Source organism: Streptomyces sp. GbtcB6 (assembly GCF_019091475.1).
Lineage (GTDB): Bacteria > Actinomycetota > Actinomycetes > Streptomycetales > Streptomycetaceae > Streptomyces > Streptomyces hyaluromycini.
Genome location: NZ_JAGXJL010000020.1, coordinates 36,136 through 59,871 on the forward strand (window position 1 = coordinate 36,136; position 23,736 = coordinate 59,871).

The 23,736-nt window shown below is 70.1% G+C and carries 25 protein-coding genes and 2 pseudogenes; 11 read left to right on the top strand and 16 right to left on the bottom strand.

Translation table 11 applies throughout. The features are described from left to right. Positions 1 to 20 precede the first annotated feature (20 nt). Positions 21 to 224, top strand: a pseudogene (locus KVT45_RS30040) (ATP-binding protein); the annotation flags it as partial. Here the strand turns inward: KVT45_RS30040 and KVT45_RS30045 are convergent. Both KVT45_RS30045 and KVT45_RS30050 read right to left on the bottom strand, forming a co-directional pair. Further along, positions 190 to 690 (bottom strand): SgcJ/EcaC family oxidoreductase, encoded by a 501-nt coding sequence (locus KVT45_RS30045; RefSeq protein WP_217552261.1) that lies wholly within the window; start codon positions 688 to 690, stop codon positions 190 to 192. The pseudogene KVT45_RS30040 and the gene KVT45_RS30045 sit on opposite strands and share 35 nt — an antisense overlap. 77 nt (positions 691 to 767) lie before the next feature. Next, a complete protein-coding gene (locus tag KVT45_RS30050) occupies positions 768 to 935 on the bottom strand; it encodes a hypothetical protein (protein WP_167449888.1) in 168 nt (55 codons plus the stop codon). A gap of 111 nt (positions 936 to 1,046) precedes the next feature. Here KVT45_RS30050 and KVT45_RS30055 point away from each other — a divergent pair, with 111 nt between their 5' ends. Further along, entirely contained in the window at positions 1,047 to 1,769 is a 723-nt protein-coding gene (locus KVT45_RS30055) for a sulfite exporter TauE/SafE family protein (RefSeq protein WP_217552262.1), read from the top strand. Between the two features lie 18 nt (positions 1,770 to 1,787). Here the strand turns inward: KVT45_RS30055 and KVT45_RS30060 are convergent, their stop codons facing one another. The 6 genes and pseudogenes from KVT45_RS30060 to KVT45_RS30085 form a co-directional block, all read right to left on the bottom strand. Then, complete coding sequence (locus KVT45_RS30060; protein ID WP_217552263.1) at positions 1,788 to 2,366, bottom strand: Uma2 family endonuclease; 579 nt, start codon at positions 2,364 to 2,366, stop codon at positions 1,788 to 1,790. Positions 2,367 to 2,416: 50 nt separating this feature from the next. Beyond that, on the bottom strand, positions 2,417 to 3,367 hold the full coding sequence (locus KVT45_RS30065) for a hypothetical protein (protein ID WP_217552264.1): 951 nt from the start codon (positions 3,365 to 3,367) through the stop codon (positions 2,417 to 2,419). A 325-nt stretch (positions 3,368 to 3,692) separates the two neighbouring features. After that, a pseudogene (locus KVT45_RS30070) lies at positions 3,693 to 4,214 on the bottom strand (VOC family protein); the annotation flags it as partial. Positions 4,215 to 4,281: 67 nt separating this feature from the next. After that, positions 4,282 to 4,947: a DUF5063 domain-containing protein gene (locus KVT45_RS30075; RefSeq protein ID WP_217552266.1), complete on the bottom strand. Its 666-nt coding sequence runs from the start codon at positions 4,945 to 4,947 to the stop codon at positions 4,282 to 4,284. Further along, the gene (gene recR / locus KVT45_RS30080) at positions 4,940 to 5,539 is read right to left on the bottom strand and encodes a recombination mediator RecR (protein WP_217552267.1); all 600 of its coding nucleotides are present in this window, start codon (positions 5,537 to 5,539) and stop codon (positions 4,940 to 4,942) included. The genes KVT45_RS30075 and recR overlap by 8 nt, the downstream gene beginning before the upstream one ends. A 93-nt stretch (positions 5,540 to 5,632) precedes the next feature. Further along, positions 5,633 to 5,977, bottom strand: a complete 345-nt coding sequence (locus tag KVT45_RS30085) for a YbaB/EbfC family nucleoid-associated protein (protein WP_217552395.1) — start codon at positions 5,975 to 5,977, stop codon at positions 5,633 to 5,635. Positions 5,978 to 6,249: 272 nt separating this feature from the next. Here KVT45_RS30085 and KVT45_RS30090 point away from each other — a divergent pair, with 272 nt between their 5' ends. Both KVT45_RS30090 and KVT45_RS30095 read left to right on the top strand, forming a co-directional pair. After that, entirely contained in the window at positions 6,250 to 7,002 is a 753-nt protein-coding gene (locus tag KVT45_RS30090) for an SLATT domain-containing protein (RefSeq protein WP_217552268.1), read from the top strand. Between the two features lie 339 nt (positions 7,003 to 7,341). Beyond that, complete coding sequence (locus tag KVT45_RS30095) at positions 7,342 to 8,496, top strand: Gfo/Idh/MocA family protein (RefSeq protein ID WP_217552396.1); 1,155 nt, start codon at positions 7,342 to 7,344, stop codon at positions 8,494 to 8,496. An 18-nt stretch (positions 8,497 to 8,514) separates the two neighbouring features. Here KVT45_RS30095 and KVT45_RS30100 read toward each other — a convergent pair whose 3' ends face one another. Next, a complete protein-coding gene (locus KVT45_RS30100) occupies positions 8,515 to 10,041 on the bottom strand; it encodes a substrate-binding domain-containing protein (RefSeq protein WP_217552269.1) in 1,527 nt (508 codons plus the stop codon). Between the two features lie 135 nt (positions 10,042 to 10,176). Continuing rightward, the gene (locus tag KVT45_RS30105; RefSeq protein ID WP_217552270.1) at positions 10,177 to 11,988 is read right to left on the bottom strand and encodes a serine/threonine-protein kinase; all 1,812 of its coding nucleotides are present in this window, start codon (positions 11,986 to 11,988) and stop codon (positions 10,177 to 10,179) included. 216 nt (positions 11,989 to 12,204) lie between these two features. On the opposite strand from KVT45_RS30105, the gene KVT45_RS30110 reads away from it, so the two are divergent. The 4 genes from KVT45_RS30110 (at position 12,205) to KVT45_RS30125 (ending at position 17,647) form a co-directional block, all read left to right on the top strand. Continuing rightward, positions 12,205 to 13,563: an aspartate aminotransferase family protein gene (locus tag KVT45_RS30110; protein ID WP_217552271.1), complete on the top strand. Its 1,359-nt coding sequence runs from the start codon at positions 12,205 to 12,207 to the stop codon at positions 13,561 to 13,563. 209 nt (positions 13,564 to 13,772) lie between these two features. After that, positions 13,773 to 14,474 carry a GntR family transcriptional regulator gene (locus KVT45_RS30115; RefSeq protein WP_217552272.1) on the top strand — a complete coding sequence of 234 codons (702 nt, stop codon included), beginning with the start codon at positions 13,773 to 13,775 and terminating at the stop codon, positions 14,472 to 14,474. After that, complete coding sequence (locus tag KVT45_RS30120; protein WP_217552273.1) at positions 14,471 to 16,918, top strand: dolichyl-phosphate beta-glucosyltransferase; 2,448 nt, start codon at positions 14,471 to 14,473, stop codon at positions 16,916 to 16,918. The genes KVT45_RS30115 and KVT45_RS30120 overlap by 4 nt, the downstream gene beginning before the upstream one ends. A gap of 78 nt (positions 16,919 to 16,996) precedes the next feature. Next, positions 16,997 to 17,647: a hypothetical protein gene (locus KVT45_RS30125; protein WP_217552274.1), complete on the top strand. Its 651-nt coding sequence runs from the start codon at positions 16,997 to 16,999 to the stop codon at positions 17,645 to 17,647. Positions 17,648 to 17,657: 10 nt separating this feature from the next. Here KVT45_RS30125 and KVT45_RS30130 read toward each other — a convergent pair whose 3' ends face one another. From KVT45_RS30130 to KVT45_RS30140, 3 genes are all read right to left on the bottom strand, one after another. Further along, positions 17,658 to 18,101, bottom strand: coding sequence for a hypothetical protein (locus KVT45_RS30130; RefSeq protein WP_217552275.1), 444 nt, complete (start codon positions 18,099 to 18,101; stop codon positions 17,658 to 17,660). After that, complete coding sequence (locus KVT45_RS30135; protein WP_150133819.1) at positions 18,098 to 18,364, bottom strand: ribbon-helix-helix protein, CopG family; 267 nt, start codon at positions 18,362 to 18,364, stop codon at positions 18,098 to 18,100. Before KVT45_RS30135 ends, KVT45_RS30130 begins: the two co-directional genes overlap by 4 nt. A gap of 562 nt (positions 18,365 to 18,926) precedes the next feature. Then, entirely contained in the window at positions 18,927 to 19,334 is a 408-nt protein-coding gene (locus KVT45_RS30140; RefSeq protein WP_217552276.1) for a hypothetical protein, read from the bottom strand. A 124-nt stretch (positions 19,335 to 19,458) separates the two neighbouring features. Between KVT45_RS30140 and KVT45_RS30145 the strand changes: the two genes are divergently transcribed. Beyond that, a complete protein-coding gene (locus KVT45_RS30145; RefSeq protein WP_217552277.1) occupies positions 19,459 to 20,301 on the top strand; it encodes a helix-turn-helix transcriptional regulator in 843 nt (280 codons plus the stop codon). After that, on the top strand, positions 20,298 to 20,549 hold the full coding sequence (locus KVT45_RS30150; RefSeq protein ID WP_217552278.1) for a DUF397 domain-containing protein: 252 nt from the start codon (positions 20,298 to 20,300) through the stop codon (positions 20,547 to 20,549). Before KVT45_RS30145 ends, KVT45_RS30150 begins: the two co-directional genes overlap by 4 nt. A 93-nt stretch (positions 20,550 to 20,642) precedes the next feature. Here KVT45_RS30150 and KVT45_RS30155 read toward each other — a convergent pair whose 3' ends face one another. Together KVT45_RS30155 and KVT45_RS30160 are read right to left on the bottom strand one after the other, a co-directional pair. After that, positions 20,643 to 21,179, bottom strand: coding sequence for a DinB family protein (locus KVT45_RS30155; RefSeq protein ID WP_217552279.1), 537 nt, complete (start codon positions 21,177 to 21,179; stop codon positions 20,643 to 20,645). A gap of 116 nt (positions 21,180 to 21,295) precedes the next feature. Next, the gene (locus KVT45_RS30160) at positions 21,296 to 21,877 is read right to left on the bottom strand and encodes a TetR family transcriptional regulator (RefSeq protein ID WP_217552280.1); all 582 of its coding nucleotides are present in this window, start codon (positions 21,875 to 21,877) and stop codon (positions 21,296 to 21,298) included. 131 nt (positions 21,878 to 22,008) lie between these two features. Between KVT45_RS30160 and KVT45_RS30165 the strand changes: the two genes are divergently transcribed. After that, complete coding sequence (locus tag KVT45_RS30165) at positions 22,009 to 23,139, top strand: NAD(P)/FAD-dependent oxidoreductase (RefSeq protein WP_217552281.1); 1,131 nt, start codon at positions 22,009 to 22,011, stop codon at positions 23,137 to 23,139. Between the two features lie 176 nt (positions 23,140 to 23,315). Here the strand turns inward: KVT45_RS30165 and KVT45_RS30170 are convergent, their stop codons facing one another. Next, positions 23,316 to 23,702, bottom strand: a complete 387-nt coding sequence (locus tag KVT45_RS30170; RefSeq protein ID WP_217552282.1) for a hypothetical protein — start codon at positions 23,700 to 23,702, stop codon at positions 23,316 to 23,318. Between the last annotated feature and the right edge of the window lie 34 nt (positions 23,703 to 23,736).

Genomic DNA, 23,736 nt, shown 5'->3' on the forward strand with positions numbered 1-23,736 from the left:
GCCCTGCCTCACAGTGACGGCTGACGGACGCGGAGAAGTCCCGCGCCTTCGACCGCTTCTGGCGCGGCCAGGGCCTGACCGGCCGCTCGGGCTCGGGTCTCGGTCTGTCCGTCGTACGCCAGCTGCTGACGGACGACGGCGGCACGGTGACCCTGCGGGACGCTCCGGGCGGCGGGCTGTGGGTGCGGATCACCCTTCGGGCATCGCCGAGGAGTGGTGGTTGACGATGAGCCACTTGCCGCCGCGCTTCTCGTACTCGTAGGTGTAGCGGGCCTCGACGACCCGCTGGGCGCCGGTCTTCGGGTCGGTGAGGGTGAACGCGTAGATCCCGGTGTCGATGGCCGAGTCGGCGTCGAGCACGTTCACGATGGTCCGCTTCTTCTCGCCCACCGGCTTGTTCTGCAGGAAGTGCTCGAAGTAGTCGACGATCTCGGCGTGGTCGGTGCGGATCCTGTTGCTGACGGTCGGGAGCAGCACCGCGTCCTTGGCGTACAGGCCGGCCACCTTCTCCGGGTCACCGGTCCGCAGGGCGGCGTTCCACCGGTCGAAGAGGGCCGCGATCTGCTTCTTGCTCGGCTCGTGCTGCGGCTTGGAGCCGCCGGCCTGGCTCACCCCCACGCTCACCGTGGCGGCGGTGACGAGAGCGGTGACGGTGACGACGGCGGCGCGTATACGTGTCTTTCGGGTCATGGCCCAAGACTCGCTTTCCGCTGGTTAACGCCCGTGCAGCCGACGTACAGCGCAGGTGCAGGGCTGAGCCAATTCCCTCAGCCGCGCAGGAGACTGACGCCGGCACCGAGCGAGACGACCCCCATGCCGACGGCGGTCAGCACGCCCTGCGTGCCGTCGACGACGAAGGGCGCGACGGCGGCGACGACGAGGTTGAAGAGGAAGAGGAACCAGAGGACGGGCCGGGAGGCGAGCAGCGACTTCATGGGAGATGTCCTTGTCCGGGAGCGGTTGGCCTGGCGAGATCAACGATTCCGTCTCCCGGGGACCGCAACGAGGGAGCGCTCTCCCGAACCGTTGGTGTAGCCAGTTACACCATGACGACGACGCTGATACCTCTCACCGGCATCGTGCTGCTGGGCGCGAGCGTGCAGTGGCTGACCGGTATGGGCTTCGCGCTGGTCGCCGTACCGGCCCTGATCCTCCTGCTCGGCCCCGCCGAGGGCGTCGCACTCGCCAACTGCGCGGCGGGCGCGATCAGCGTGGTGGGCCTGGCGGGCGGCTGGCGCCGGGTCCGTCCGGCGGCGATGGTCCCGCTGTGCGCGGCGGCGGCCTGCACGGTCCCGGCAGGCACCTGGCTGACCCGCCGGCTCCCCGCTCCCTTGTTGCTTTTGACGATGGGCGCCCTGGTGACGGCAGCCGTGCTCCTGGTGATGCGCGGCGCCCGCCTCCCCGCCCTCCGCGGCCGGGGCGGCGCACTCACGGCCGGCGCGGTCGGCGGCTTCATGAACTCGGCGGCGGGCGTGGGCGGCCCACCGATCTCCCTCTACGCGCTCAACGCGGGCTGGACGGTACGCGAGTTCGTCCCGAACGCCCAGTTCTACGGCGTGATCGTGAACGCCTTCTCGGTGACGGCGAACGGGGTGCCGGACCTGAGCGGCACGGAGTGGGCGGCGGTGGGTGCGGCGATGGTGGTGGGCGGGCTCATCGGGAGGGCGGTGGGCGACCACCTGCCCGAACGCCACGCACGCCGGGTGGTCCTCCTGCTGGCCCTGACGGGCGGGGTCACGGCGGTGGCGAAGGGGCTATGGACGCTGTGACCTTCGCGGAACGGCGGCTCAGTCCGCGAACTCCTTGAGGGGCTCGGTGTCGAGGGTGATGTTCACGGGTTCCGGAAGCTTCACGGCCGCTCCGAACGGCAGCTTCTCCTCGTGCCGGTAGCGGCCGTCCTCCGGCTGGTTGAAGACGACGACCGAGCAGTCGTCACGGTCGATGAGGAGGTAGACGGGGATGCCGGCCGCGGCGTAGCCGTCGGGCTTCTCGACGCGGTCGCGGTTGTTGGTGTCGGAGTCATACGAGGTGACCTCGACGGCCATCAGGGCGCCCTCGGATTCGGACCACTCCCCGTGCCCCTTGAGCCCGCCCACCGTGACGAGGACTCCATCGGCACGAGCGCGCCCCTTGCGGTATCGCTCCGTCTTCAACCCGCTCTCGGCGTGCAGCCACAGATCCGGACGATGCTGCATGCACGTCCGCTGCAGCCACGCGATCATCTCGCGATGGTTGCCGTCCCCCATGGGCTTGACCACGACCCTTCCGTTGATGAACTCCAGCCACACGGTCTCCGGGGCATGGCGTTCGAGCTCCTCGAACTCCTCGACGGACATCTGCGGCCGGTGCTCGGTCCTGGGGGTCATGGCGTCGCCTCCTCGACTCCATACTGCCCCGACCGGCACCTCCTGCACGCTCACCTCAGCCCCGCCGCGCGCCGCAGGGCCTCGACGCGCTCGGTGACGTCGATGACCTCGTCGGCGCCCGGCAGGTCGCCGCTGCCGCGCGGGCCGGGAAGGAAGGTCTCCGGGACATAGCTCCATGTGTACTCGTCCTCCTCGACACCCTCCAGGCACTCCCGGCACAGCCCGCTCACGATCTCGGTCGTCCGCTCGTCCGCGTCACACAGACCGCAGGCCATGATCACGCGGGAGACGCGAGCCCGGCGGGCGGCCTTCTGCCGGATCTTCGCCTTGGACTTCTTCGGGGGCATCCTGCTCTCCAATCGGTTGCGGGCGAGTCCGCCCGGGTTGGTGACGGCGGCCGGAAGCCCGTCCGTCAGGGCCTTGGTGATGTCGTTCGGCGTCGCGCCACGGGACAGCCACTCCTCGGCCAGGGAGGCGAGGGAACGGCAGTCGGCGTCGGACAGGGTCATGCGGGAGTCGGCTGCGCGCAGTTCGGCGAGAACCTCATGGGCGGTGTCGGGTTCCGGCTCGACGTCCACGACATCGATGTCCTGGACCGCCTCGGCCTCCTCGACGCGGGCCAGCCCCGGCTGGTAGTCCTCGGTGACGTCCTTGCCGTCCAGCTTCCGCGCGAACTCCGCCCACCACTCGGCCGACCTGCGGGTACGCGACCAGTACGTCCGGGTCACCCAGCGCATCGAGTTGTCGTCGACGGTGATGTGCTCCTTGATCCAGCGCAGGTGGCCGGCGAGCGTGATGCGGCGCAGCGAGGTACGGCAGGCCTGTTGGCCGTAGCGGGGATGCTCGGCGGCGATCGCCTTGTAGCCCATCGCGTGGCCCTCGTGGAGATGGTCGATGAAGACGGCGAGGTCACGGTCGCGGGGGCTCAGGTGTGCGAAGTCCGGGTCCGCGTGCGGGTCTTCGTCACCCGTGGAGCGTTTCCCGTAACCCGTTTTGGCCATCGGGTGCGACGGGGACGGCAGAGCAGGGCTAGGGTTGGCATAAGCCACTGTCGAGGCTCCTCGTTCGCGTAGGTATCGAGGTCCCTCGATACGTAGGTCCAGGCCCCGGAGCCGGTGTTCCAGCACCGACCGGGGCCGATCTATTTGCCGCGAACCTAGAGGCCCTTTACGTTTCGGCGCAAGCCGATCACGGAACGTCACTCTTTCGAGGTAGGCGGGCTCAACTCACCTTCAGACTCGGTTGGTTGGGTCGTTTCAAACCAGGCCAAAACCCAGGAGAAGAGCTCGAAGCCCGAGGCTCAAGCCCCGGGCCGAACTGCGGAAACACGGGAGCGCTGCTGTGGCCCTGCCGACGGCTGCCGAGTTCGGCGTCCAAGGTCTCTTGTGCCACCCGCATGGCCTCCGCGTAGGTCGGCTCCCGGAGTCGGCGCCACATCTCGTCCTCGGAGACGTCCTCGACGTGGGCGACGACCCACCAGATGTTGCCGAAGGGGTCCTTGACGCGCCCACCGCGCTGCCCGAAGGCGTTGTCCGCCGGAGACGTGACGACTTCGGCACCGGCCGCGACGGCCCGGTCGAACGTGCCGTCCGCGTCGGTGACGAACACGCGCAGCAGGCTCGGCAGGGCGGGCCAGTCCTGGTGCCGGTCGAAGGCCAGGACGACGGTGTCGCCGATCCGGATCTCGGCGTGTCCGATCAGGCCGTCCTCGGTCGGCACCCGTCCCAGCTCCGTACCCCCGAACGCCTGGGTGACGAAATCCAGGAACGCCCCGGTGTCGTCGGTGACGACCCAGGGCGCGACTGTGGTGTACCCGTCCGGTGCGGCGCTTCCGGGCTGCTCGGGCATCGCGATCCTCTCGCCGGTGTCGGAATGTCACCGACGACCGTAGGGACCGCTTGGGACGGAGGCTGTCCTACTTGGAAGAGGACTGCGCCCCCAGCGCCCCGCCGATCTCCTGCTCCATGACCTGGCCCGCCTCGAACTCCAGCGTCTCGTCGCCGATCGTGTCCTGGTCGGTGTCCAGGCCGTCCAGTTCCTCCAGGGGCTGGTTCAGGCGGACGTGGATCAGGACGGACTGGAGGGCGCGCAGGACCGCGGAGGCGGTGGGGCCCCAGTTGGAGAAGTAGGAGAACTGCCACCACCACAGGGCCTCCGTGGTGCGGCCCGAGCGGTAGTGGGCCATGCCGTGGCGGAGGTCGGTGATGATGTCGGCCAGGTCGTCCGAGATACGGGCCGGGACGGGCGCCTTGCGGGGCTCGTAGGGGTCGAAGACCTCGGAGTAGACGTCGATGGGGTCGAGCAGGCGCGCGAAGTTCTCGCGGAGCTGGTCGACGTCCGGCTCCGGGCCCAGGTCCGGCTCGTAGCGCTCGTCGGGGACGATGTCCTCGTGCGCGCCGAGCCGGCCGCCGGCCAGCAGGAGCTGGGAGACCTCCAGGAGGAGGAAGGGGACCGCCGAGTCCGGCTCGTCGCCCTTCGACACCTCCGTCACGGCCACCAGGAAACTCTCCACCTGGTCGGCGATCTGGACCGCGAAGTCGTCAGGGTTCTGCGCGGTCGCGTGCAGCGTGGCGTCAGACATCTAGGAGTCGTCTCCCCTCGAAGGCGCGGCCGAGCGTGACCTCGTCCGCGTATTCCAGGTCGCCACCCACCGGGAGGCCGCTGGCCAGGCGGGTGACCTTCAGGCCCATGGGTTTGATCATGCGGGCGAGGTAGGTGGCAGTCGCCTCGCCCTCCAGGTTCGGGTCCGTGGCCAGGATCAGCTCGGTGACCGTGCCGTCGGCCAGACGCGCGAGGAGTTCTCTTATCCGGAGGTCGTCGGGGCCGACGCCCTCGATCGGGCTGATCGCGCCGCCGAGCACGTGGTAACGGCCGCGGAACTCCCGCGTGCGCTCGATCGCGACGACGTCCTTCGGCTCCTCCACGACACAGATCACCGTGCGGTCGCGGCGGGCGTCGCGGCAGATGTTGCACAGTTCCTCCTGTGCCACGTTGCCGCAGGTCGCGCAGAAGCGGACCTTCGCCTTCACCTCCAGGAGAGCCTGCGCCAGACGCCGTACGTCCGTGGGCTCCGCCTGCAGGATGTGGAAGGCGATCCGCTGCGCGCTCTTGGGACCGACGCCGGGAAGCCGCCCCAGCTCGTCGATGAGGTCCTGGACCACGCCTTCGTACAACGGACTGCCCTTCCTGGAGTCTTTCGGTACGTACCGTAGTTGGCTGCCGCCTGTCCTAGGAAGGCGGTACGGGTGTCGTGCGGGCGACGAACATCAGAACGGCAGGCCCGGGATGCCGCTGCCGCCGCCCAGACCCTGGGCCAGCGGGCCCAGCTTCTGCTGCTGGAGCGCCTGGGCGTTCTCGTTGGCCGCCTGCACCGCCGCGATGATCAGGTCGGCGAGGGTCTCGGTGTCCTCCGGGTCCACCGCCTTCGGGTCGATCTTCAGCGCGCGCAGCTCGCCGGAGCCGGTCACGGTGGCCTTCACCAGGCCGCCGCCCGCCTGTCCGTCGACCTCCGTGCTCGCCAGTTCCTCCTGGGCCCGTGCCAGGTCCTGCTGCATCTTCTGGGCCTGCTGGAGCAGCTGCTGCATGTTGGGCTGGCCACCACCGGGGATCACGATCAGCTCCTGGGTCGGGTCCGGATTTTCTCTGTTGTGCATGAGCCTACGTGGTCGACGCAGCCATCGCCCCGCCACTCTTTCGAGTGAGATTCCCGAGATGCCTATACCTGATCAAGGCCCACTTCCGGGCGTAAAAGAGGCGAAAGCAAGGCCTTCGCCACCCATTGGGCGGTAGGAAGGGTTCCCGTCGTCAGCATTCATTGTCAGGTCCAGCGCCAGGTCCGAATGTCACGGAACGTGACCGGTCGGGATCAGTTAGGGAGTGCCGGGTGGGTCAGCCGGAGATGCAGCCCGAGGGACCGCCCCAGGACGGGCGGGGCGGCGAGGGTGCGGCCGGACTGCGGCCGGGTGATCTGACCGGGCGGGCGTTCCCGCTCGGGGACTGGGGTGAGCCGGCCGAGCGGCTCGACGAGCTGTACCGGTGGGTGGAGCGCGGGGCGCTGGAGACGGCCGCGTGGTATCTGGCGGACCGGGTGTGGAAGCGGCGGGGGGCGAGGGCGCTGCGGTGCGGGGCGGCCGTGGGGGCGGTACTGGGGGCCGCGCTGCCGCTGCTGGACCTCACCGGGGTGGTCGGCGGGGTCGCGCCCTGGGGGTACCTCTCGCTGCTGATGGCGGTGTCCTGCGTCGGTATCGACCGGTTCTTCGGGGTGACGTCCGGCTGGATAAGGGACATGGCCACCGCGCAGGCCGTGCAGCGGCGGCTGCAGGTGCTGCAGTTCGACTGGGCGTCGGAGAGTGTGCGGGAGGTGCTGGGGCCGGCGGAGGGGACGGCGAGCGAGGCGAGCGAGCGGTGCCTGGGGGTGCTGCGGCGGTTCTCGGAGGACGTGACCGAGCTGGTCCGTACGGAGACGGCCGACTGGATGGTGGAGTTCCGGACGGGGCCGACGCCGCTGGGCATGCAGGCGACGGTGGCGGCGGGGCCGCGGGCGGATGCGGGGCATCTGAACGGGCGGTTTCCGCTGCCGGGCCCTAACGGGGCGCGGCCGAACATGCCGCGACAGAGGCCGCCGGAACCGAGGTGAGGTGAGGGGGGTGCGCGTCGCGGGTTCGGTGCGGCACCGTCGTGGTTGCTCGCGCCGCGCCCCTGAAAGGGGTGGTTTCGCGCCGTGGCTCAGTGCCGCACCGTGGGGGCTGGTCGCGCAGTTCCCCGCGCCCCAAGAGGGCGGCTTCGCGCCCACGCGGCGGAGCCGCATATCGGAACAGTCCCGCGCCCCTGCGGGGCGCGCCACAGCCCCGCACCTCTAAAAGGGCGCGTAAGGGGCCGCACTAATTGTCAGGACGGCTGAATGTCTTGACATCTTGGGAAGGGGCGCCGCATCGTGAGGGCGCAGGGTCTGGAGCGTCCGAGGAAGGGCAGCCACATGGTGGGTACGGTCGGGGTCGCCGTCGTCGGGTTCGGGTGGATGGGGCGGGTGCATACCCAGGCCTACCAGCGCGTTCCCCACCACTTCCCGCAGCTGCCCGTACGGCCCGAGCTGGTGACCGTCGCCGAGGAGGTGCCGGGGCGGGCCGAGGAGGCCGCTGAGCAGTTCGGGTTCCGGAGCACCACCCGGGACTGGCGGGACGTGGCGGCCGACCCGCGTGTCCACGCCGTCAGCATCACCGCGCCGAACTTCCTGCACCGCGAGATCGGCGTCGCCATGGCCGAGGCCGGCAAGCACATATGGATCGAGAAGCCGGTCGGGCTGACCGCGGAGGACGCCCGCGCGGTGGCGGACGCGGTGGCCAAGGCCGGGGTGCGCGGGACGGTCGGGTTCAACTACCGCAACGCGCCCGCCGTCGCGTACGCGCGTGAGCTGATCGCCTCCGGTGAGCTGGGGACCGTGACGCATGTCCGCGTCCGGCTGTTCAGCGACTACGCCGCACATCCCGACGGCGCCCTGACCTGGCGGTACGAGCGGGCCCGGGGCGGTGGCGGAGTGCTCGGCGACCTGGCCTCGCACGGCGTCGACCTGGCCCGCTTCCTGCTCGGCGACATCGAGTCGCTGACCGCCGACACGGCCGTGTTCATCCCGGAGCGCGCCCGCCCCACCGGCGCCACCGCCGGCCACACCCTCGCCACCGGCGGCGAGCTCGGCCCGGTCGAGAACGAGGACTACGTCAACTGCCTGCTGCGCTTCGCCTCCGGCGCCCGGGGCGTCCTGGAGGCCTCCCGGGTCTCGGTCGGCGAGCAGAACAACTACGGCTTCGAGGTGCACGGCACCAAGGGCGCCGTCTTCTGGGACTACCGGCGGATGGGCGAGCTGGGCGTCAGCCGTGGCACCTCCTACCAGGACCAGCCCGTCTCCACGGTCTTCGTCGGACCCGGCCACGGCGAGTACGGCGCCTTCCAGCCCGGCGCCGCCAACGCCATGGGCTACGACGACCTCAAGGTGATCGAGGCCCGCAACTTCCTGCGCTCCGTCGCCGAGGGCACCTCCTACGGCCCGACCCTGGAGGACGCCGTGCACAGCGCGACCGCCCTCGACGCGATGAGCCGCTCGGCCGCACAGGGGACCTGGGTCACCCTCGGCTGAACCCCGGCCGGGGAGCGCTCACGCGCAGAGTTTCATGGTCGCCGGCGCGTAACAGGCCACATGCCCGTACGAGCGGATCACGTCCTGGCCGTTCCCCTTCTCGACGTACGACAGGAAGCTCGACGCGAGCGAGGTGGCCGACGGCTGGCCATAGGTGTACGCGTACTCGATCTCGCGGTACGGGTACGGGCTGACGCCGCGCTCGATCGCGTCCACCGACGGGGCGTTGGCGTCCAGGGAGAGGATGTGCAGGCCCTTCGCGTGCTCCGCCACGTTCAGCTCGGCGTATCCGACCGCGCCCTTCAGCTGGGCCACCTGCGACAGCACCTGGTCGGTGGAGTCCAGCTCGCAGCGGATCACCTTCGCCGTCGGGTCGTCCTTGTGCACGCAGTCCACGGAGGAGTTGGCGATCTCGCCACGCTTCAGCACCCGCCGCTGGAAGACCTGCCGGGTCCCGGAGTTGGCGTCCCGGCTGACCAGCACCACCTGCAGGTCGGGGCCGCCCAGCTGCTTCCAGTTGGTGATCTCGCCCCGGTACAGCCGTCGTACGTCGGCCGTGGTGAGGTTCCGCAGCGGCACGTCGTCGTTCACGACCAGCGCGAAGACCACCAGGGCGACCCGGTTCTCCTTCAGCTCGGGCATGTCAGTGGGCTTGGGGCCGTCGGAGAGGGCCAGCACCGACGGGGAGCCCTTCTTCGCGTCCGCCCCGGCGTCGTTCAGCTCCCTGATCCCGGCGGTCGAGCCGTGCGCGTCCACCGTGATCGACGCGCCCGCGCAGCCCTTCTCGTACTTCTTCGCCGCGTCCTGCATCACGGGGGCGAAGGCGGTCGAGCCGATGACCCGCAGCGAGCCCTTCGCGCAGCCCATCGGCGGCGGGGTGTCGTCGCGGGCCACGACGATCGTGGCGAGGGTGAGCACGCTGAGCGTCAGCATGATGGTGATCAGCCGGGAGGCGCGGCTGAACAGGGGCGTGGCATCGTCGGGGGTGGCACTGCGGTTGGGGTGCACCTCGCCGTCGTGGAGCCCGCCGACGATCCTGATCTCCCGGCCGACGTCACCGCCGGACAGCAGCACAAGGAGCTTGAAGTGCTCCCCGTGGTTGAGCGGGACCCGCGGGATGCGCAGGGTGTTGCCCGCGTAGCCGAAGCCGCGCTCCGGGGTGAAGTGAGGCATGAGGTGGTCGCTGTCGGTCGGCTGGGTGACCGAGACGCCCCGGATGATGCGATCGGTGAACACGGCGGTGAGACCGTGCAGTTCGGGACTGGTGTAGTCGTCGCGGCCGATGCCCTGGGAGCCGTCGTTCTCGATGCGCAGCAGGACCAGGGTGGCACCGGCCATGTCCGGGGCCTCGTCGAAGAGGCCCAGGCGTCTGCCGATACGGCCGGAACGGACGTCGTCGCCGATCGGGTTGTCCATCTGCACGCGGTAGCCGATCCGCTTACGGCGCGGGACGCGACGCTCGTACCAGAAGATGCCCGCGGACGCGACGATGCCGAGCACCGCGGTGCCCACGGCGACGACGTTCTCCGCGCTCAGCCACTCCATGTGGGTGCCCCCGCCACTGCCCGGAGCCGGATGAATGGGGTCACCGTAAGAGGCTCGGACGAGCAGCGAAGGGACAATTCGGCCGCCCGAACGGAAGTTCGCCGGACGTTCAACTACCCCATATTCAGCCTTTGTTCATTCCTTGCTGTAGGTCAGGCTCTCGTCGCCGTCCTTCGTCACGCGCTTCAGCTTGCCGCCCGACAGCAGGGTCACCTCGGTGGCCTCGCCGGCGCTGCACGACGAACGGGGCTTGCCGGACGTGACCGTGGAGGGGCCGATCTCCAACGGGCCGTCGGAGCCGGGCTTTCCGGCGAGCTTCGCCGTGAACTCGCAGTGGTAGCCGGGGCCGTCCGCCACCAGGGTGAGGACCTTGTCGCCCACGGCACCCTGGCGGATGGTCAGTTCGCGGGTGTTGTGGCCGGTGTCGTTGTCTATCGACGTGGCCCAGGTGCCGAGGAAGCCGCTCGGGACGATGTTCTTCGGGGCAGCCGAGGAGGAGGGCGACTGTGCGGGCGTCGACTCCGCGGAGGTGGTCGGGGCGGTGGCCGACGGAGTGGGGGTGACCTTGCCGGCCGCCTTGTCGTCCGCGCCGTCGCCGCCGCTCTGCATGAGCGCGTACACCGAGCCGCCCGCGGCCAGCAACACGATCAGCGCGATGGTGACGAGGAGGGCGGTGGAGCGGGGGGTGCGGCGGGACTCGTCGGCGGGGACGGGGTCGGGGTCGTAGAGGGGAAGCGGGGGTGCGTAGATCTGGGTGGCGTCGGGGGTGGTGACGGGGGCGGTGACGGCGTAGGGGTTGTACGGCTGCGGCTGCGGCTGCGGGTGCTGGTGGGGTTGGTTCGGGTAGCCGTAGGCCGGGTGGGCGGGGGCGTGTTCGGGGGACGGCGGGTCGAGTGTCGGCTGCGGGTGGGTGGGGGCTGGTCGCGCCCCCGCGGCGGCAGCCGCAGATTCAACACCGCCCCGCGCCCCTTGGTCTGCTGATCCTTGCGCCTCCTGACGCGTCACCCCCTGCAGCGCCCCGTAGACCGTAGGGTCCTCCACCTCCAGCAACTCCACCGCGTGGCGGCCCAGTTGGGCTACCAGGGAGCCCGGCAGCCACGGGTCCCTCGACCGGCCCTCCCAGACCGTGTCGCCCGCTCCCGTCCGGGCCAGGATCGCGTCCAGCGACGGACGGGCCGCCGGGTCCTTGCGCAGGCAGTCGCGGACCACGTCGGCGATGTCCTCGGGGAGGCCGGAGAGGTCGGGTTCCTCCTGGGCGATCCGGAACATCAGGGCGTGTGCGCCGCCCTCGGTGGAGCCGAAGGGAAGCCGGCCGGTGGCCGCGTAGGCGAGCACCGAGCCGAGGCAGAAGACGTCGCAGGCCGGCGTGATCCGGTCGCCGCGCACCTGCTCGGGGGCCATGAAGCCGGGCGAGCCGAGGAGGGAGCCGGTCTGGGTGAGCCGTTCGCCGGGCAGCGTCTCCAGTGCCCGCGCGATGCCGAAGTCGATGACCCGGGGTCCCTCTATGGTGAGCATCACGTTGGACGGCTTGAGGTCACGGTGGACGATCCCGGCCGCGTGGATGTTGCCCAGCGCGTGTGCGAGACCGGCGGCGAGAATGCGCACCGACCGCTCGGGCAGCGGCCCGTGGTCGTGCTCGACGACCCGCTGGAGGCTCGGCCCGGCCACATAGCCGGTGGCCACCCAGGGCACGGCGGCCTCGGTGTCGGCGTCGAGAACGGGCGCGGTCCAGAACCCGCCGACCCGCTGGGCGTTGCGCACCTCCTGCCGGAAGCGCTCGCGGAACTCCTCGTGCTCGGCGAGCTCCGCCCGTACCAGCTTCACGGCGACCGTACGACCGCGCTCCGACCGGGCGAGGTACACACGCCCCATCCCGCCCGCGCCCAGCCGCGCCAGCAGCCGGTAGCGACCGATGTGCTGCGGATCCCCCGGCCCCAGCTTCTCCATGGCAGATCCGCTCCTTGCTCACACTTGTGATCGAGCCGAGAATAATGCGGCCGTTCCGGGGATCGCGCCGCGCTATGTCTACGGTTACGTAACAGGCACCGGTGCCGTTCGCCCGGCCGTGTCCCCAGGCTGTGGACAACCTGTCGCGGAATCCCCCTGACCACGGAACATGTCGCCGATATCGCTCCCCCGCCGGACACTCCTACGCTCCCGGGCATGACCCCTCAGCCCAATCCCCAGGCCGGAGCCGCAGTGAAGGCGGCCGATCGTGCGCACGTCTTCCACTCCTGGTCCGCGCAGGACCTCATCGACCCGCTCGCCGTGGCCGGCGCCGAAGGGTCGTACTTCTGGGACTACGACGGTCGGCGCTACCTGGACTTCACCAGCGGGCTCGTCTTCACCAACGTCGGCTACCAGCACCCGAAGGTCGTCGCCGCCATCCAGGAGCAGGCCGCGAAGATGACGACCTTCGCGCCCGCCTTCGCCGTCGAGGCGCGGTCGGAGGCGGCCCGGCTGATCGCCGAGCGCACCCCCGGCGACCTGGACAAGATCTTCTTCACCAACGGCGGCGCCGACGCCATCGAGCACGCCGTGCGGATGGCACGGCTGCACACCGGGCGCCCGAAGGTGCTGTCCGCCTACCGCTCCTACCACGGCGGCACCCAGCAGGCGATCAACATCACCGGCGACCCGCGCCGCTGGGCCTCCGACGGCGCCGCCGCCGGGGTCGTGCACTTCTGGGCGCCCTTCCTCTACCGCTCCCGCTTCTACGCGGAGACCGAGGAGCAGGAGACCGCGCGGGCGCTGGAGCACCTGGAGACGACCATCGCCTTCGAGGGGCCGGGCACGGTCGCGGCCATCGTGCTGGAGACCATCCCCGGGACCGCCGGGATCATGGTCCCCCCGGCCGGGTATCTGGCGGGGGTCCGGGAGATCTGCGACAAGTACGGGATCGTCTTCGTCCTGGACGAGGTCATGGCCGGGTTCGGGCGGACCGGCGAGTGGTTCGCCGCCGACCTGTTCGGGGTCGTACCCGATCTGATGACCTTCGCCAAGGGCGTGAACAGCGGGTATGTGCCGCTCGGTGGTGTCGCGATCAGCGGGAAGATCGCCGAGACCTTCGCCAAGCGGCCCTACCCGGGCGGGCTGACCTACTCCGGGCATCCGCTGGCCTGTGCCGCCGCCGTCGCGACGATCAACGTGATGGCGGAGGAAGGGGTCGTCGAGAACGCGAAGCGGCTGGGTGCGGAGGTCGTGGGGCCGGCGCTCGCCTCGCTCGCCGAGCGGCACCCGAGCGTCGGCGAGGTCCGCGGGGTCGGCATGTTCTGGGCGCTCGACCTGGTGAAGAACCGGGAGACCCGGGAGCCGCTGGTGCCGTACAACGCGGCCGGGGAGGCGAACGCGGCGATGGCCGCCTTCGGCGCTGCGGCGAAGAAGCAGGGGCTGTGGCCGTTCGTGAACATGAACCGGACGCATGTGGTGCCGCCGTGCAATGTCAGTGAGGCCGAGCTGAAGGAAGGGTTCGCTGCGCTGGACGCGGCGCTGAGCGTGGCCGACGAATACACGGTGGCTTGAGGTCCCGTTTCGGGCTGCGGGCCGGTGGGGGCTGGTCGCGCAGTTCCCCGCGCCCCTGAAGGGGCGCGCCGCTTCTCACAGCCGACCCACGGGTAGCTTCCCGGGTACAGAAGGAGTACACCCGGAACCCGAACGCGTAAGGTGGCGTGCTCGTACATGTATCTGTGAGCGAGCACGTCACCCGTACGCGTGAGGAGAGGCACCCGACGATGCCCGGCAACGGCGCTGTGACCCGCAGTACCCTGCGCCAGCAGATCGCGGACGCGCTCCGTGACGAAGTGCTCGCCGGGCGGCTGCAGCCGGGCCGGGAGTTCACCGTCAAGGAGATCGCCGAGCAGTACGGGGTCTCCGCCACGCCGGTCCGCGAGGCGCTGGTCGACCTGTCCGCGCAGGGCATCCTCGACGCCGACCAGCACCGCGGCTTCCGGGTGCCGGAGTACACGCTGGCCGACTACCGGGGCATGATCGAGGCCCGCAGCCTGGTCACCGACGGCATGTTCCAGGCCCTCGCCCACGGCCTCCACCCGGCCTTCAAGGACCCCGAGGAGCCCCGGGTCGCGGCCGCGCTGGCCGCGGTCCGCCGGCGCGGCGAGGAGGCGCAGCGCGCCGCGACCGCCGGTGACCTGACCATCCTCATCGGTTACGACCTGCGGTTCTGGCGGGAGCTGTCGGCCCTGTTCGGCAACCCCTACCTCGCCGACTTCCTGCACCGGCTGCGCGTGCAGTCCTGGGTGTGCGCGGTGCAGCATCTGCGCCGGCTGCCCGATCTACGCGGGTATCTGTGGTCCCGGCACACGGAGTTGGTCGACGCGCTGTCCCGCCGGGACACCGAGGCCGCCCGGGGGATCGTCGCCGCGTACAACACGCACTCCCTCGCCCTGATCGAGCGACTGGCGGAGAAGAACGGATGACCGCGCCCACGGAGACCACGGAGGACGAGGACAGGGGGACCGTCGACCTTTCCGTCGTCATCCCGGCGTACAACGAGGAGGAACGGCTCGGCCCGACGCTCGACGCCGTCACCCGCTACCTCGCCGACAACGAGAGCCGCTTCGGCTCCTGGGAAGTGGTCGTCTCCGACGACGGTTCCACGGACGGGACGTGCGAGGTCGCCGCCTTACGGCACCCGCGCGTCCGCCTGGTCGCCGCGGACCGCAACCGGGGCAAGGGCAACGCCCTGCGCCTCGGCGTCGCCGCGACCGGCGGCAGCCGCGTGCTCGTCACCGACGCCGACCTCGCGGCGCCGATCGAGGAGCTGGAGCGGCTGGACAAGGCGCTCAGCGAGGGCAGCGCGGCGGCGATCGGCTCGCGTGCGGTGCCGGGCGCGGAGATAGCCGACCACCAGCACCGGCTGCGCGAGCTGCTCGGCCGCGCCGGGAACCTGCTGATACGCGCGACCGCCGTGCCCGGGATCCGGGACACCCAGTGCGGGTTCAAGCTCTTCGACGGCGACCTGGCCCGCGAGGCCTTCGCCGACTCCCGGCTGGACGGCTGGGGCATCGACATCGAGGTCCTCCAGCACCTGCACCGGGGCGGCCACCCGATCGCCGAGGTCCCGGTCCGCTGGAGCCACCAGCCCGGCTCCAAGGTGGGCCCGCTGGACTACCCGAAGGTCCTCGCCGACCTGGCCCGGCTGCGGCTGCGCCGGCTGCGCCCGGCGGACCTGCTGGTCCCGTTCCTCTTCCTCGCCCTCTCGATCGCCCTCTACTCGGGCCGCTTCTTCGACCCGGACCACCGCTATCTCGTCGACTCCCTCCAGGACCAGAACCAGTGGGAGTGGTTCTTCGCGGTGACCGCGGACAACCTCGCGCACTTCCGCAACCCGCTCTTCTCCGACTTCCAGAACTTCCCCGACGGCGTGAACCTCATGGCCAACACGGTCATGCTGGGCGTCTCCGTCCCCTTCGCCCCGCTGACGCTCATAGCCGGTCCGGCCGTCTCGCTCTCCGTGTGCATGGCGCTCGGGCTCGCCGCGACCGCCGCCGCCTGGTACTGGCTGATCGTGAAGCGGGTGGTACGGCACCGGGGTGCCGCCTTCGTCGGCGCGGCCCTCGCGGCCTTCGCGCCGCCGATGGTCAGCCACGCCAACGCGCACCCCAACTTCGTGATCCTGTTCATGATCCCGCTGATCATCGACCGCGCCCTGCGCCTGGCCACCGGCGCCCGGGTCCGGCGGGACGGGATCGTGCTCGGCCTGATGGCGGCGTACCAGGTCCTCCTGGGCGAGGAGCCGTTCCTGCTGGCGGCGCTGGGCATGACCCTGTTCGCCCTCGCGTACGCGGTGGTACGGCCGCAGGTGGCGAAGGAAGCCTGGCGCCCGCTGGGCAAGGGCCTGCTGATCGCCGGGGCGGTCTGTCTGCCCCTGGTCGCCTTCCCGCTCTACTGGCAGTTCACGGGCCCGCAGAGCTACCACAGCGTCCTGCACGGCGACAACGCCGGAAACAGCCCGCTCTCCCTCCTCGCCTTCTCCGAACGCTCGCTGCTCTACGGCAACGCGGGCCGCGCCAACGAGCTCTCCCTCAACCCCACCGAGCAGAACGCCTTCTACGGCTGGCCGCTGGTCCTGGTCGCGTTCGGGATCGTCGTACGGCTGTGGGAGCGGCCGCTGGTCAAGGCGCTGGCGTTCACGTCCGTGGCCGCGGCCGTGCTGTCCATGGGCCCGAAGATCCGCATCCCGCTGACGGAGACGGTGTATCCGGGCCCCTGGGCGCTGGTACGCAAATTCCCGCTCTTCGAGTCCGTCATCGAGGGCCGGGTGGCGATGATCTGCGCACCCGCGCTGGGCGTGCTGCTCGCGCTGGCCCTGGAGAAGGTCCTGGCCACCCGCCGCATCGGCGCCCAGTACTTCGGCCTGCTCGCCGTCGCCCTCGCCCTGCTCCCGATCCTCCCGGCCCCGCTCAAGTCCGAGCAGCGGGAGGCGGTCCCGGAGTTCATCAGCAGCGGGATGTGGAAGTCGTACGTGGGCAGGGGCGAGTCCCTCGTCCCCCTCCCGCTGCCGGACCCCGGCTACGCGGAGGCCCTGCACTGGCAGACCAGCGCCGGGCTCGGCTTCAAGCTCCCCGGCGGATACTTCAACGGCCCCTACGGCGAGGACCGCACCGGAATCTACGGCGCCGTCCCGCGCTACACCTCCAGCATGCTGCGGGACGTCCGCTACACCGGGAAGGTCCCGGTGATCGGCAAGAACTGGCAGGCGCAGGCGAAGAAGGACTTCGCGTACTGGAAGGCGGGGGTACTGGTGGTCGCCCCGCAACCCAATGACGAGAAACTACGACAGGCGGTGGAGGCCCTGACCGGAAAACCCGGTAAGTGGACCGGTGGGGTCTGGGTATGGGACCTGCACGAGGGGAGCTGACCGGCGCCGCACGGATTACTCTTCCCTGACCACCTGGCTGAGCACTTGCTGTGAACGCGCTGATACTAGGAGCCCTCTTTGGCCTGTGACCTCTGGCTGGTACCGCTGGTCGACGTGTTGTGCCACACCCCCGACAATCCGTTCGCCGAGGAACTCGCGCAATACAACAAGGTGCTCGCCGAGGCCGGGCTGCCCCCGGTGCCGGTGTACCAGTACATGCCGGGCCTGTCCGGCGAGGTCGCGCCCGTGGCCGGCTTCGACTACGACGCCCTCCACTTCCTCCGCCGCGTGTACCTGCTCCAGGTCTGCGGCCTGCCCGTCTCCCCCGTGGACGACCTGGGCGGTGACTACGAGCAGCTCCTGGAGATGTTCGAGTCGACGGCCCAGCAGTCCCACCTGGTCTGGCACTACGACCACGCGGGCGCCTACGTCCCGGTCGACTTCCCGAACCCGCTCGCCAGCGACGAACTCCTCGCCAGCGGCGGCCCCCTGGGCTCCTCCCACGCCCTGCTGCGCGAGCTGGAGTACGTCGCCCCGTCGATCGGCATCGACCCGGCGAACCCCCCGGCCCCGCCGCAGCCCCCCGCCGCCCCCACCGACCTGGAGGAACCGGCGGTCCCGGCCCCCTACGACCCGAGCCCCTTCGCCCGCGAACGCCATGTCTGGCTGGGCCTGCACGCGGCGGCGACCCGAAGCCTGGCGCAGGGGTCGATGATCGTCTTCAGCTGACGGGCGGGGATCAGTTCTCGACGAGACGGATGGTGCGGATGCCCGTGCCCCGGTAACGCATCGGGGTCCTGGTCAGCACGGCACGGCCGCGCGGCCATTCGACGGTCGGCAGGGCGAGGTGCAGCACATGCGCGCCGCTCCAGTCCGGCTCGTCCTTGCCGTGCTCCGAGTCGCCCTTGGCTGCGCGCAGGCGCTTGCCGACGGCGGTGGCCGCCGCGAAATCGAGCCCCTCGATGTTGACGGACGGCAGCGCACCGACGTGCTCGGCGACACCGGCCCGCTCCCGCTCGGCGGCGGCCAGGCTCACCGCGGGGATGTAGACCCGCAGAGCCGGATCCTTCTCGGCCTCGACGACGAGCCGCGAGGCCATGCTGTTCCCGGCGCCGAGCGCGAGGGCCGCCGTGTCGTCGAAGATGACGGCACGCGGCAGCGGGTAACGCTCTTCCCCGGTCACTGGACCTCCCCGATCCGACCCGACTCGATGTCGGCCCACAGCTGCTCGCCGGCCTTCTCATCCTCTTCGGTGTAGGGCCGCCCCAGGAAGTGCTCCTCGACGTACGCCCTGGTCTCCTCGTACCGCTTGCGCAGCTCCTCCTTGGTGGGCGTGGCCCCGGCCAGCTCCGCCACGAAGTCCCGCATGCTCATCCCGCGTTCCCGGGCGAGCTCCTGGAGGCGGTCACGGACAGCGGGGTCGACCTTGATCGTGGTGTCAGCCATGAGGACAGTATACTGGCGGTATACCGTCTCAGGGCGTACGAGTGTGACAGTCATCGACGTTCCTTTCTCTGGTTTCTAGGCCGCCACGAGGCGAACTTTTTGCAATTCACCCGCCGGTGACCCGAATTCGTACGGCCTCTCGAAAACCTCGCAGGTCGTCGAGTACTGCCGAGTCACGGGGTCCCGCCGCACCACCCGCCGCAGATACCGCCGTTCCTCCAGTTCACGCAGGGAGGCGACGATCGACATGCACCCTTCGCGACGCTGCGCCGCAAGCATTCGCTCCGTGATCCAGGAACCGTCCGGCAGCCCCAAGAGGTACGCCAGTACGCCTACCGCTCCCCAGGACAGACGTCGGTCCCCGAAACGGGAGTTGGCGAGGGCTGCGAAGGCGCGCAGGGGCGCCGTACGATGAACGCGCATCGGAGGGTTCAGCTCCAGGTGTCGGGCCCCCGGGTGTTGGCGCACCGCGGGGGCAATCTCGTTGATCGTGACTTTAGGGCCTCGCAAAGAGCCGAGCGCAAGCCACAATCCCTTTTTTCTGCCCGCGTGTTGACGCAATTCACTCCGGCGAGTGAAGCGCGGTCCGCAGCAGTCGCGTGTGCACGAAACGCCCGTGCGCGGTGGGCCGATAGCGCCAGGCCAACGGCCAGGTCATGTCGTCCAGCGCGGGAATCGGGATGTACGACACCCGGGCCGGAACGGCGGTCAGTCTGGTCACCTCCGCAGGCCAGGGCAGGTGATCCGTACTCCCGGCCGGAACCAGGAAGTACACACACCGCCGCCCGCTGGCGACCTCGATGACGGGCCCCGGGTCACCCCCGGTCAGCTCCGCGAGCCGGTCGGCGAGCCGCCGCCCCCACTCCCCGTCGTCCACCCGCACCGCGTCGAACTGGACACCGGCCTTGCGGAGTTGAACGCCGGAGGCCGGGAGCCAGCCGAGGTTTAACTGGTGACTTTGCGTATTCATGGGACCAGTTTGGGCAGGTGCGGCTACCGTCGCCATAACTCTGAGTCAAGAGCCGAAAACTCTGGGAATTCGGGGCTCGGTGGTTGTGACCGGTTGAGTTCGGTTGAGTTCGGGGGTGACCGCAATGGCGCGGGCTGAGAACAAGGCGGAGGCGGGCAGCACGGCACAGCTCCTGGCCGCTCTCGCGAAGGCATTCCGCGAGCAACAGGATCTGACGCAAGAGGAGCTGGGGAAGCGCATCGGCTACACCGGGTCCGCGGTCAGCGCGATGGAGACGGGAGCGCAGCCCGCCAGCGACAAGATGCTCGCCAAGCTGGAGGAGGCGATCGGCGGCGGGCTGGGGATCTTCGAGAAGGCACGCAGGTTCGTACTGCTGGACAAGTATCCGCCGCAGTTCAAGAACTTCGCGCTGGTGGAGCAGGAGGCGGTCTCGCTGTCGTCGTACCAGACGTTCGTGGTCGACGGTCTGTTCCAGACACCGGAGTACGCACGCGCGCTGATCGGCGGAGGCTTCCCGAAGCTGCCCGACGAGAAGGTGGAGGAACTGGTCGAGGCGCGGGTGGCACGGCGAGTGCTGTTCGACCGGGCGGATCCGACGGCCATGATCGAGCTGATCCTGGAGGAGTCGGTACTGCGGCGGCCGTTCGGGAGCTGGGAGGTGATGCGCGACCAATTGCGGTCGCTCGCGGAGGACACGGAGAGGGACAATGTGAGCGTGCAAGTGCTGCCGACGGACCGGGGGTTGAGGGCCGGCCACGCGGGTGCACGTGGCGACATGCAACTGGTGGAGACCAAGGAACACCACCGCCTGGTCTACATGGAGATCGAGGACGAAAGTGTGCTGGTCAGCGATCCCGCAAAGGTCGCTCGCCTCACCCACCGATATGCGAAGATCCGAACTCAGGCGCTGAGCTCGGACGACTCGTTGAGCCTCATCCGAAAGTTGGCAGGAGAAGAGCGGACATGACGAGCACCCTGCGTTGGTTCAAGTCGAGCTACAGCAACGACAGCGGCGGCCAGTGCGTCGAAACCGCCTACACCTGGCGCAAGTCCTCGTACAGCAACGACAGCGGCGGCGACTGCCTCGAAATATCCCCCTGCCCCCACACCATCCACATCCGCGACTCCAAGACGGCCCCCGACGGCCCCCGCCTCACCGTCTCCCCGGCCTCCTGGGCCGCCTTCCTGGGGGGCGACACCTCGGCTCGCCAGTGAACCGGATGCCGGTGATCGCCCAGCTGGTCGGCCGGCCCTTCACCCGCTGATCACTGCGCGAGCTCGGCGTGCTCCGTGGGGCGCAGCGGTCGGCTACTCGCCGGTGGCGCCGTCGATGGCCTCGCGGAGGAGGTCCGCGTGGCCGACGTGGCGGGCGTACTCCTCGATCACGTGTTCAAGGACGAACCGTACGTCGGTGTCACCGAATTCCGGGTTCGGCACGATGCGCGCGAGGTCGACGGTCACCTCCGCGAACACCTGCCGCGACTCCTCGCACGCCTTGAGGTAGTCCTCGTAGACGTCCCTGGCCGGTGTGGCGTCCGACTCGTCGTACCACTCGCCCCCGTCAGCGGTGACGTAGGTCCGGTAGGGAAAGAAGCGAGGCATCGTGCCGGCCAGCGTCCGCTGGAACCAGGCACGCTCAACCCCCTGTAGATGGCGCATGAGCCCCAGCAGGGTCAACGCCGACGTCCGCACAGGACGCAGCCGCAGTTGTTCGTCCGAGAGGCCCTCGCACTTCCACAAGAAGGTCGCTCGGTGGTAGTCGAGATTTGAGGCGATCACCTCCAGCCACGGGCCCGATACCGCGCGCTCAGGCCGGACGATCTTCTGGACCACGATGTCGCTCACGCTGGAGTCTCCTCACCGGTCATCAAGCTCGGTCGAGTTCGTACGTGCCCGCACCTCACGAGCACGTCCGCCCGAGAAGACCTCCCTTCGTATCGGAACTCATCGCTCGATGCCGCCTAGCTCGGATCGAGCACGGCCTGGATGGCCGGTGCGAGGCCGTCTTCGATCTCGTCCGGTGTCAGGGCGGTCACTGCCGGGAGACGCAGCAGGTAGCGGGTGAGTCCGAGGCCGAGGAGCTGGGCGGAGACCAGGCCGGCCCGGCGTGCGGCGCGTTCCGGGCCCAGGGCGGCGGCCAGGGCCGGCGCGACCTGGGCCGCGAAGATCTCGTGCATCCGCGCCGCGGCCTGCTCGTTGGTGACCGCCGAGCGCAGCAGGACCAGCAGCGCGTCGTCGGCCGGGTCGCCCTCCCAGCGTTCGAGGAAGTGCCGGACCATGGCCTGTGCCACCTCGTCCGCCGGAACGCCCGTGAGGTCCGGCAGCCGCAGATCGATGGCGAGTGTCGCGTCGAAGAGCTGGGCCTTGTTGCCGAAGTAGCGCATGACCATCGAAGGGTCGATGCCGGCGTCGGAGGCCACGGCACGGATCGTGGTGCGTTCGTAGCCCTGGGCGGCGAATCGCTCCCGCGCCGCGCGCAGGATCGCGGCCTTGGTGCGGTCGGAACGCTTGTCCCTGCTGGTGATCTCGGCGTCTTGCGTCATGCCAACAACTGTAGGCCAACACATGTTGACTTTCCAGTGGAACTCTGAGCATCATGTCAACGAGCGTTGGCCAACAACTGTTGGCAAACGTCTGTTGACCTTCCTCCTGGATCAGAACGGAAGACACCGCCATGAACACCACCGCACTCCCCGCCCACACCGAGGTCGCCATCGTCGGCGGTGGCCCGACCGGTCTCGCGCTCGCCGTCACGCTCGCTTCCGCGGGTGTCGACTTCGTCGTCCTGGACCGGCTGGCCGAGGGGGCGAACACCTCGCGTGCTGCCGTCGTACACGCCCGCACCCTGGAAGTCCTGGACGAGCTGGGGGCTTCGGACCAGCTGATCGCCCGAGGCGTTCAGGTGACCCGGTTCGCCGTCCGGGACGGCTCTCGCCGGCTGCTGACCGTGCCGTTCGACCAGCTGCCCACGGCCCACCCGTACACGCTGATGGTTCCCCAGTACGAGACCGAGAGCGTGCTGCTGGACCGGCTGCGGGCGCTCGGCGGTGATGTGCACCGCCCCTATGAGGTCGCATCGGTCGTTCAGGACGAGGACGGGGTGACCCTCACCATGTCCACCGGTCAGACGCTGCGCGCCGGGTACGCCGTCGGCGCCGACGGTATGCACAGCGTCGTGCGCGAAGCGGCGGGCATCGGGTTCACCGGCAACGCCTATGCCGAGTCCTTCGTGCTCGCCGACGTCGTGATGGACTGGACGCCCGGCCCCGCCGAAGTCTCCCTCACCTTCGGCACCGCGGGGCTCACCGTCGTCGCCCCGCTGCCCGGCGGCCACTACCGGGTCGTCGCCACCATCGACGACGCCCCCGCCACACCCGATCTCGCGTTCGTCCAGCAGCTGCTCGACGAGCGCGCCCCCGGCCAGGCCGGGGTCACCGGCTTGGCATGGTCGTCACGGTTCCGGGTGCACCACCGGGTCGCCGACCACTACCGCGTCGGCCGCCTGCTGCTGGCCGGCGACGCCGCGCACGTGCACAGCCCCGCCGGCGGCCAGGGAATGAACACCGGCATCCAGGACGGCTACACACTGGGCCGGGCGTTCGCCACCGGGCGGCTCGACGGCTACGAGGCACAGCGCCGCCCGGTCGCCCAGCGGGTGGTCGCCTTCACCGACCGGATGACCCGGGTGGCCACCACCCGCAACCCCATGGTCCGCGGGGCCCGCAACCTCGCACTGCCTCTGCTGGGCCACACGGGCCTGCCGAAGAAGCTCGCCACCGAGCTCGCCGAGCTCGACTACCGCTGAATCCCCCCTCGCTCCCCGTTGCGAAAGGCGACCCCGTCATGCCCCGTACGCAGACGGCCTCGGCACCGTAGCCGCCGCCGGCCTCCACCAGACCGCGCCTCCAGTGGTCGGATCGGACGTCCGCGCGCATCCAACCGTCACGACGGCCGACCCGGCGAACCCATGCGGTCAGAGCACTAGCCGAAGACGGTGAACAGGGCGAGCGCGGGCCCGGCCGCGTAGACGAGTACGCCCAGCGCCAGGGCGGTCCACGGCCGCCGGGCTCGCACCACCCCGAGCACGACCGTGGCTGCCGCGGCGGCCAGCGCGACCGTCGGCCCGAACATCGCCACGAGCATCCACCCGGAACCCTCGCAGAACCGCTGGGTGCCGGCCGAGGTGCCGCAGCTGTCACCGGCGAAGAGCATGCCGAAGAACAACAGCCCGTTGACCGCGACAGCGACCGCGAGCAGCAGCCCGGCCAGCACGGCGAAGACCACCCTGAGAGGCCCGCCCGGCAGGGGACGCGGCGACGGGAACCCGGGACCGTACGACGGCGGGTAAGGGGGCGGCGGAAGGCTCATGCCCCCATCTCACCCCCGTCGGCGCGTCCCCGCC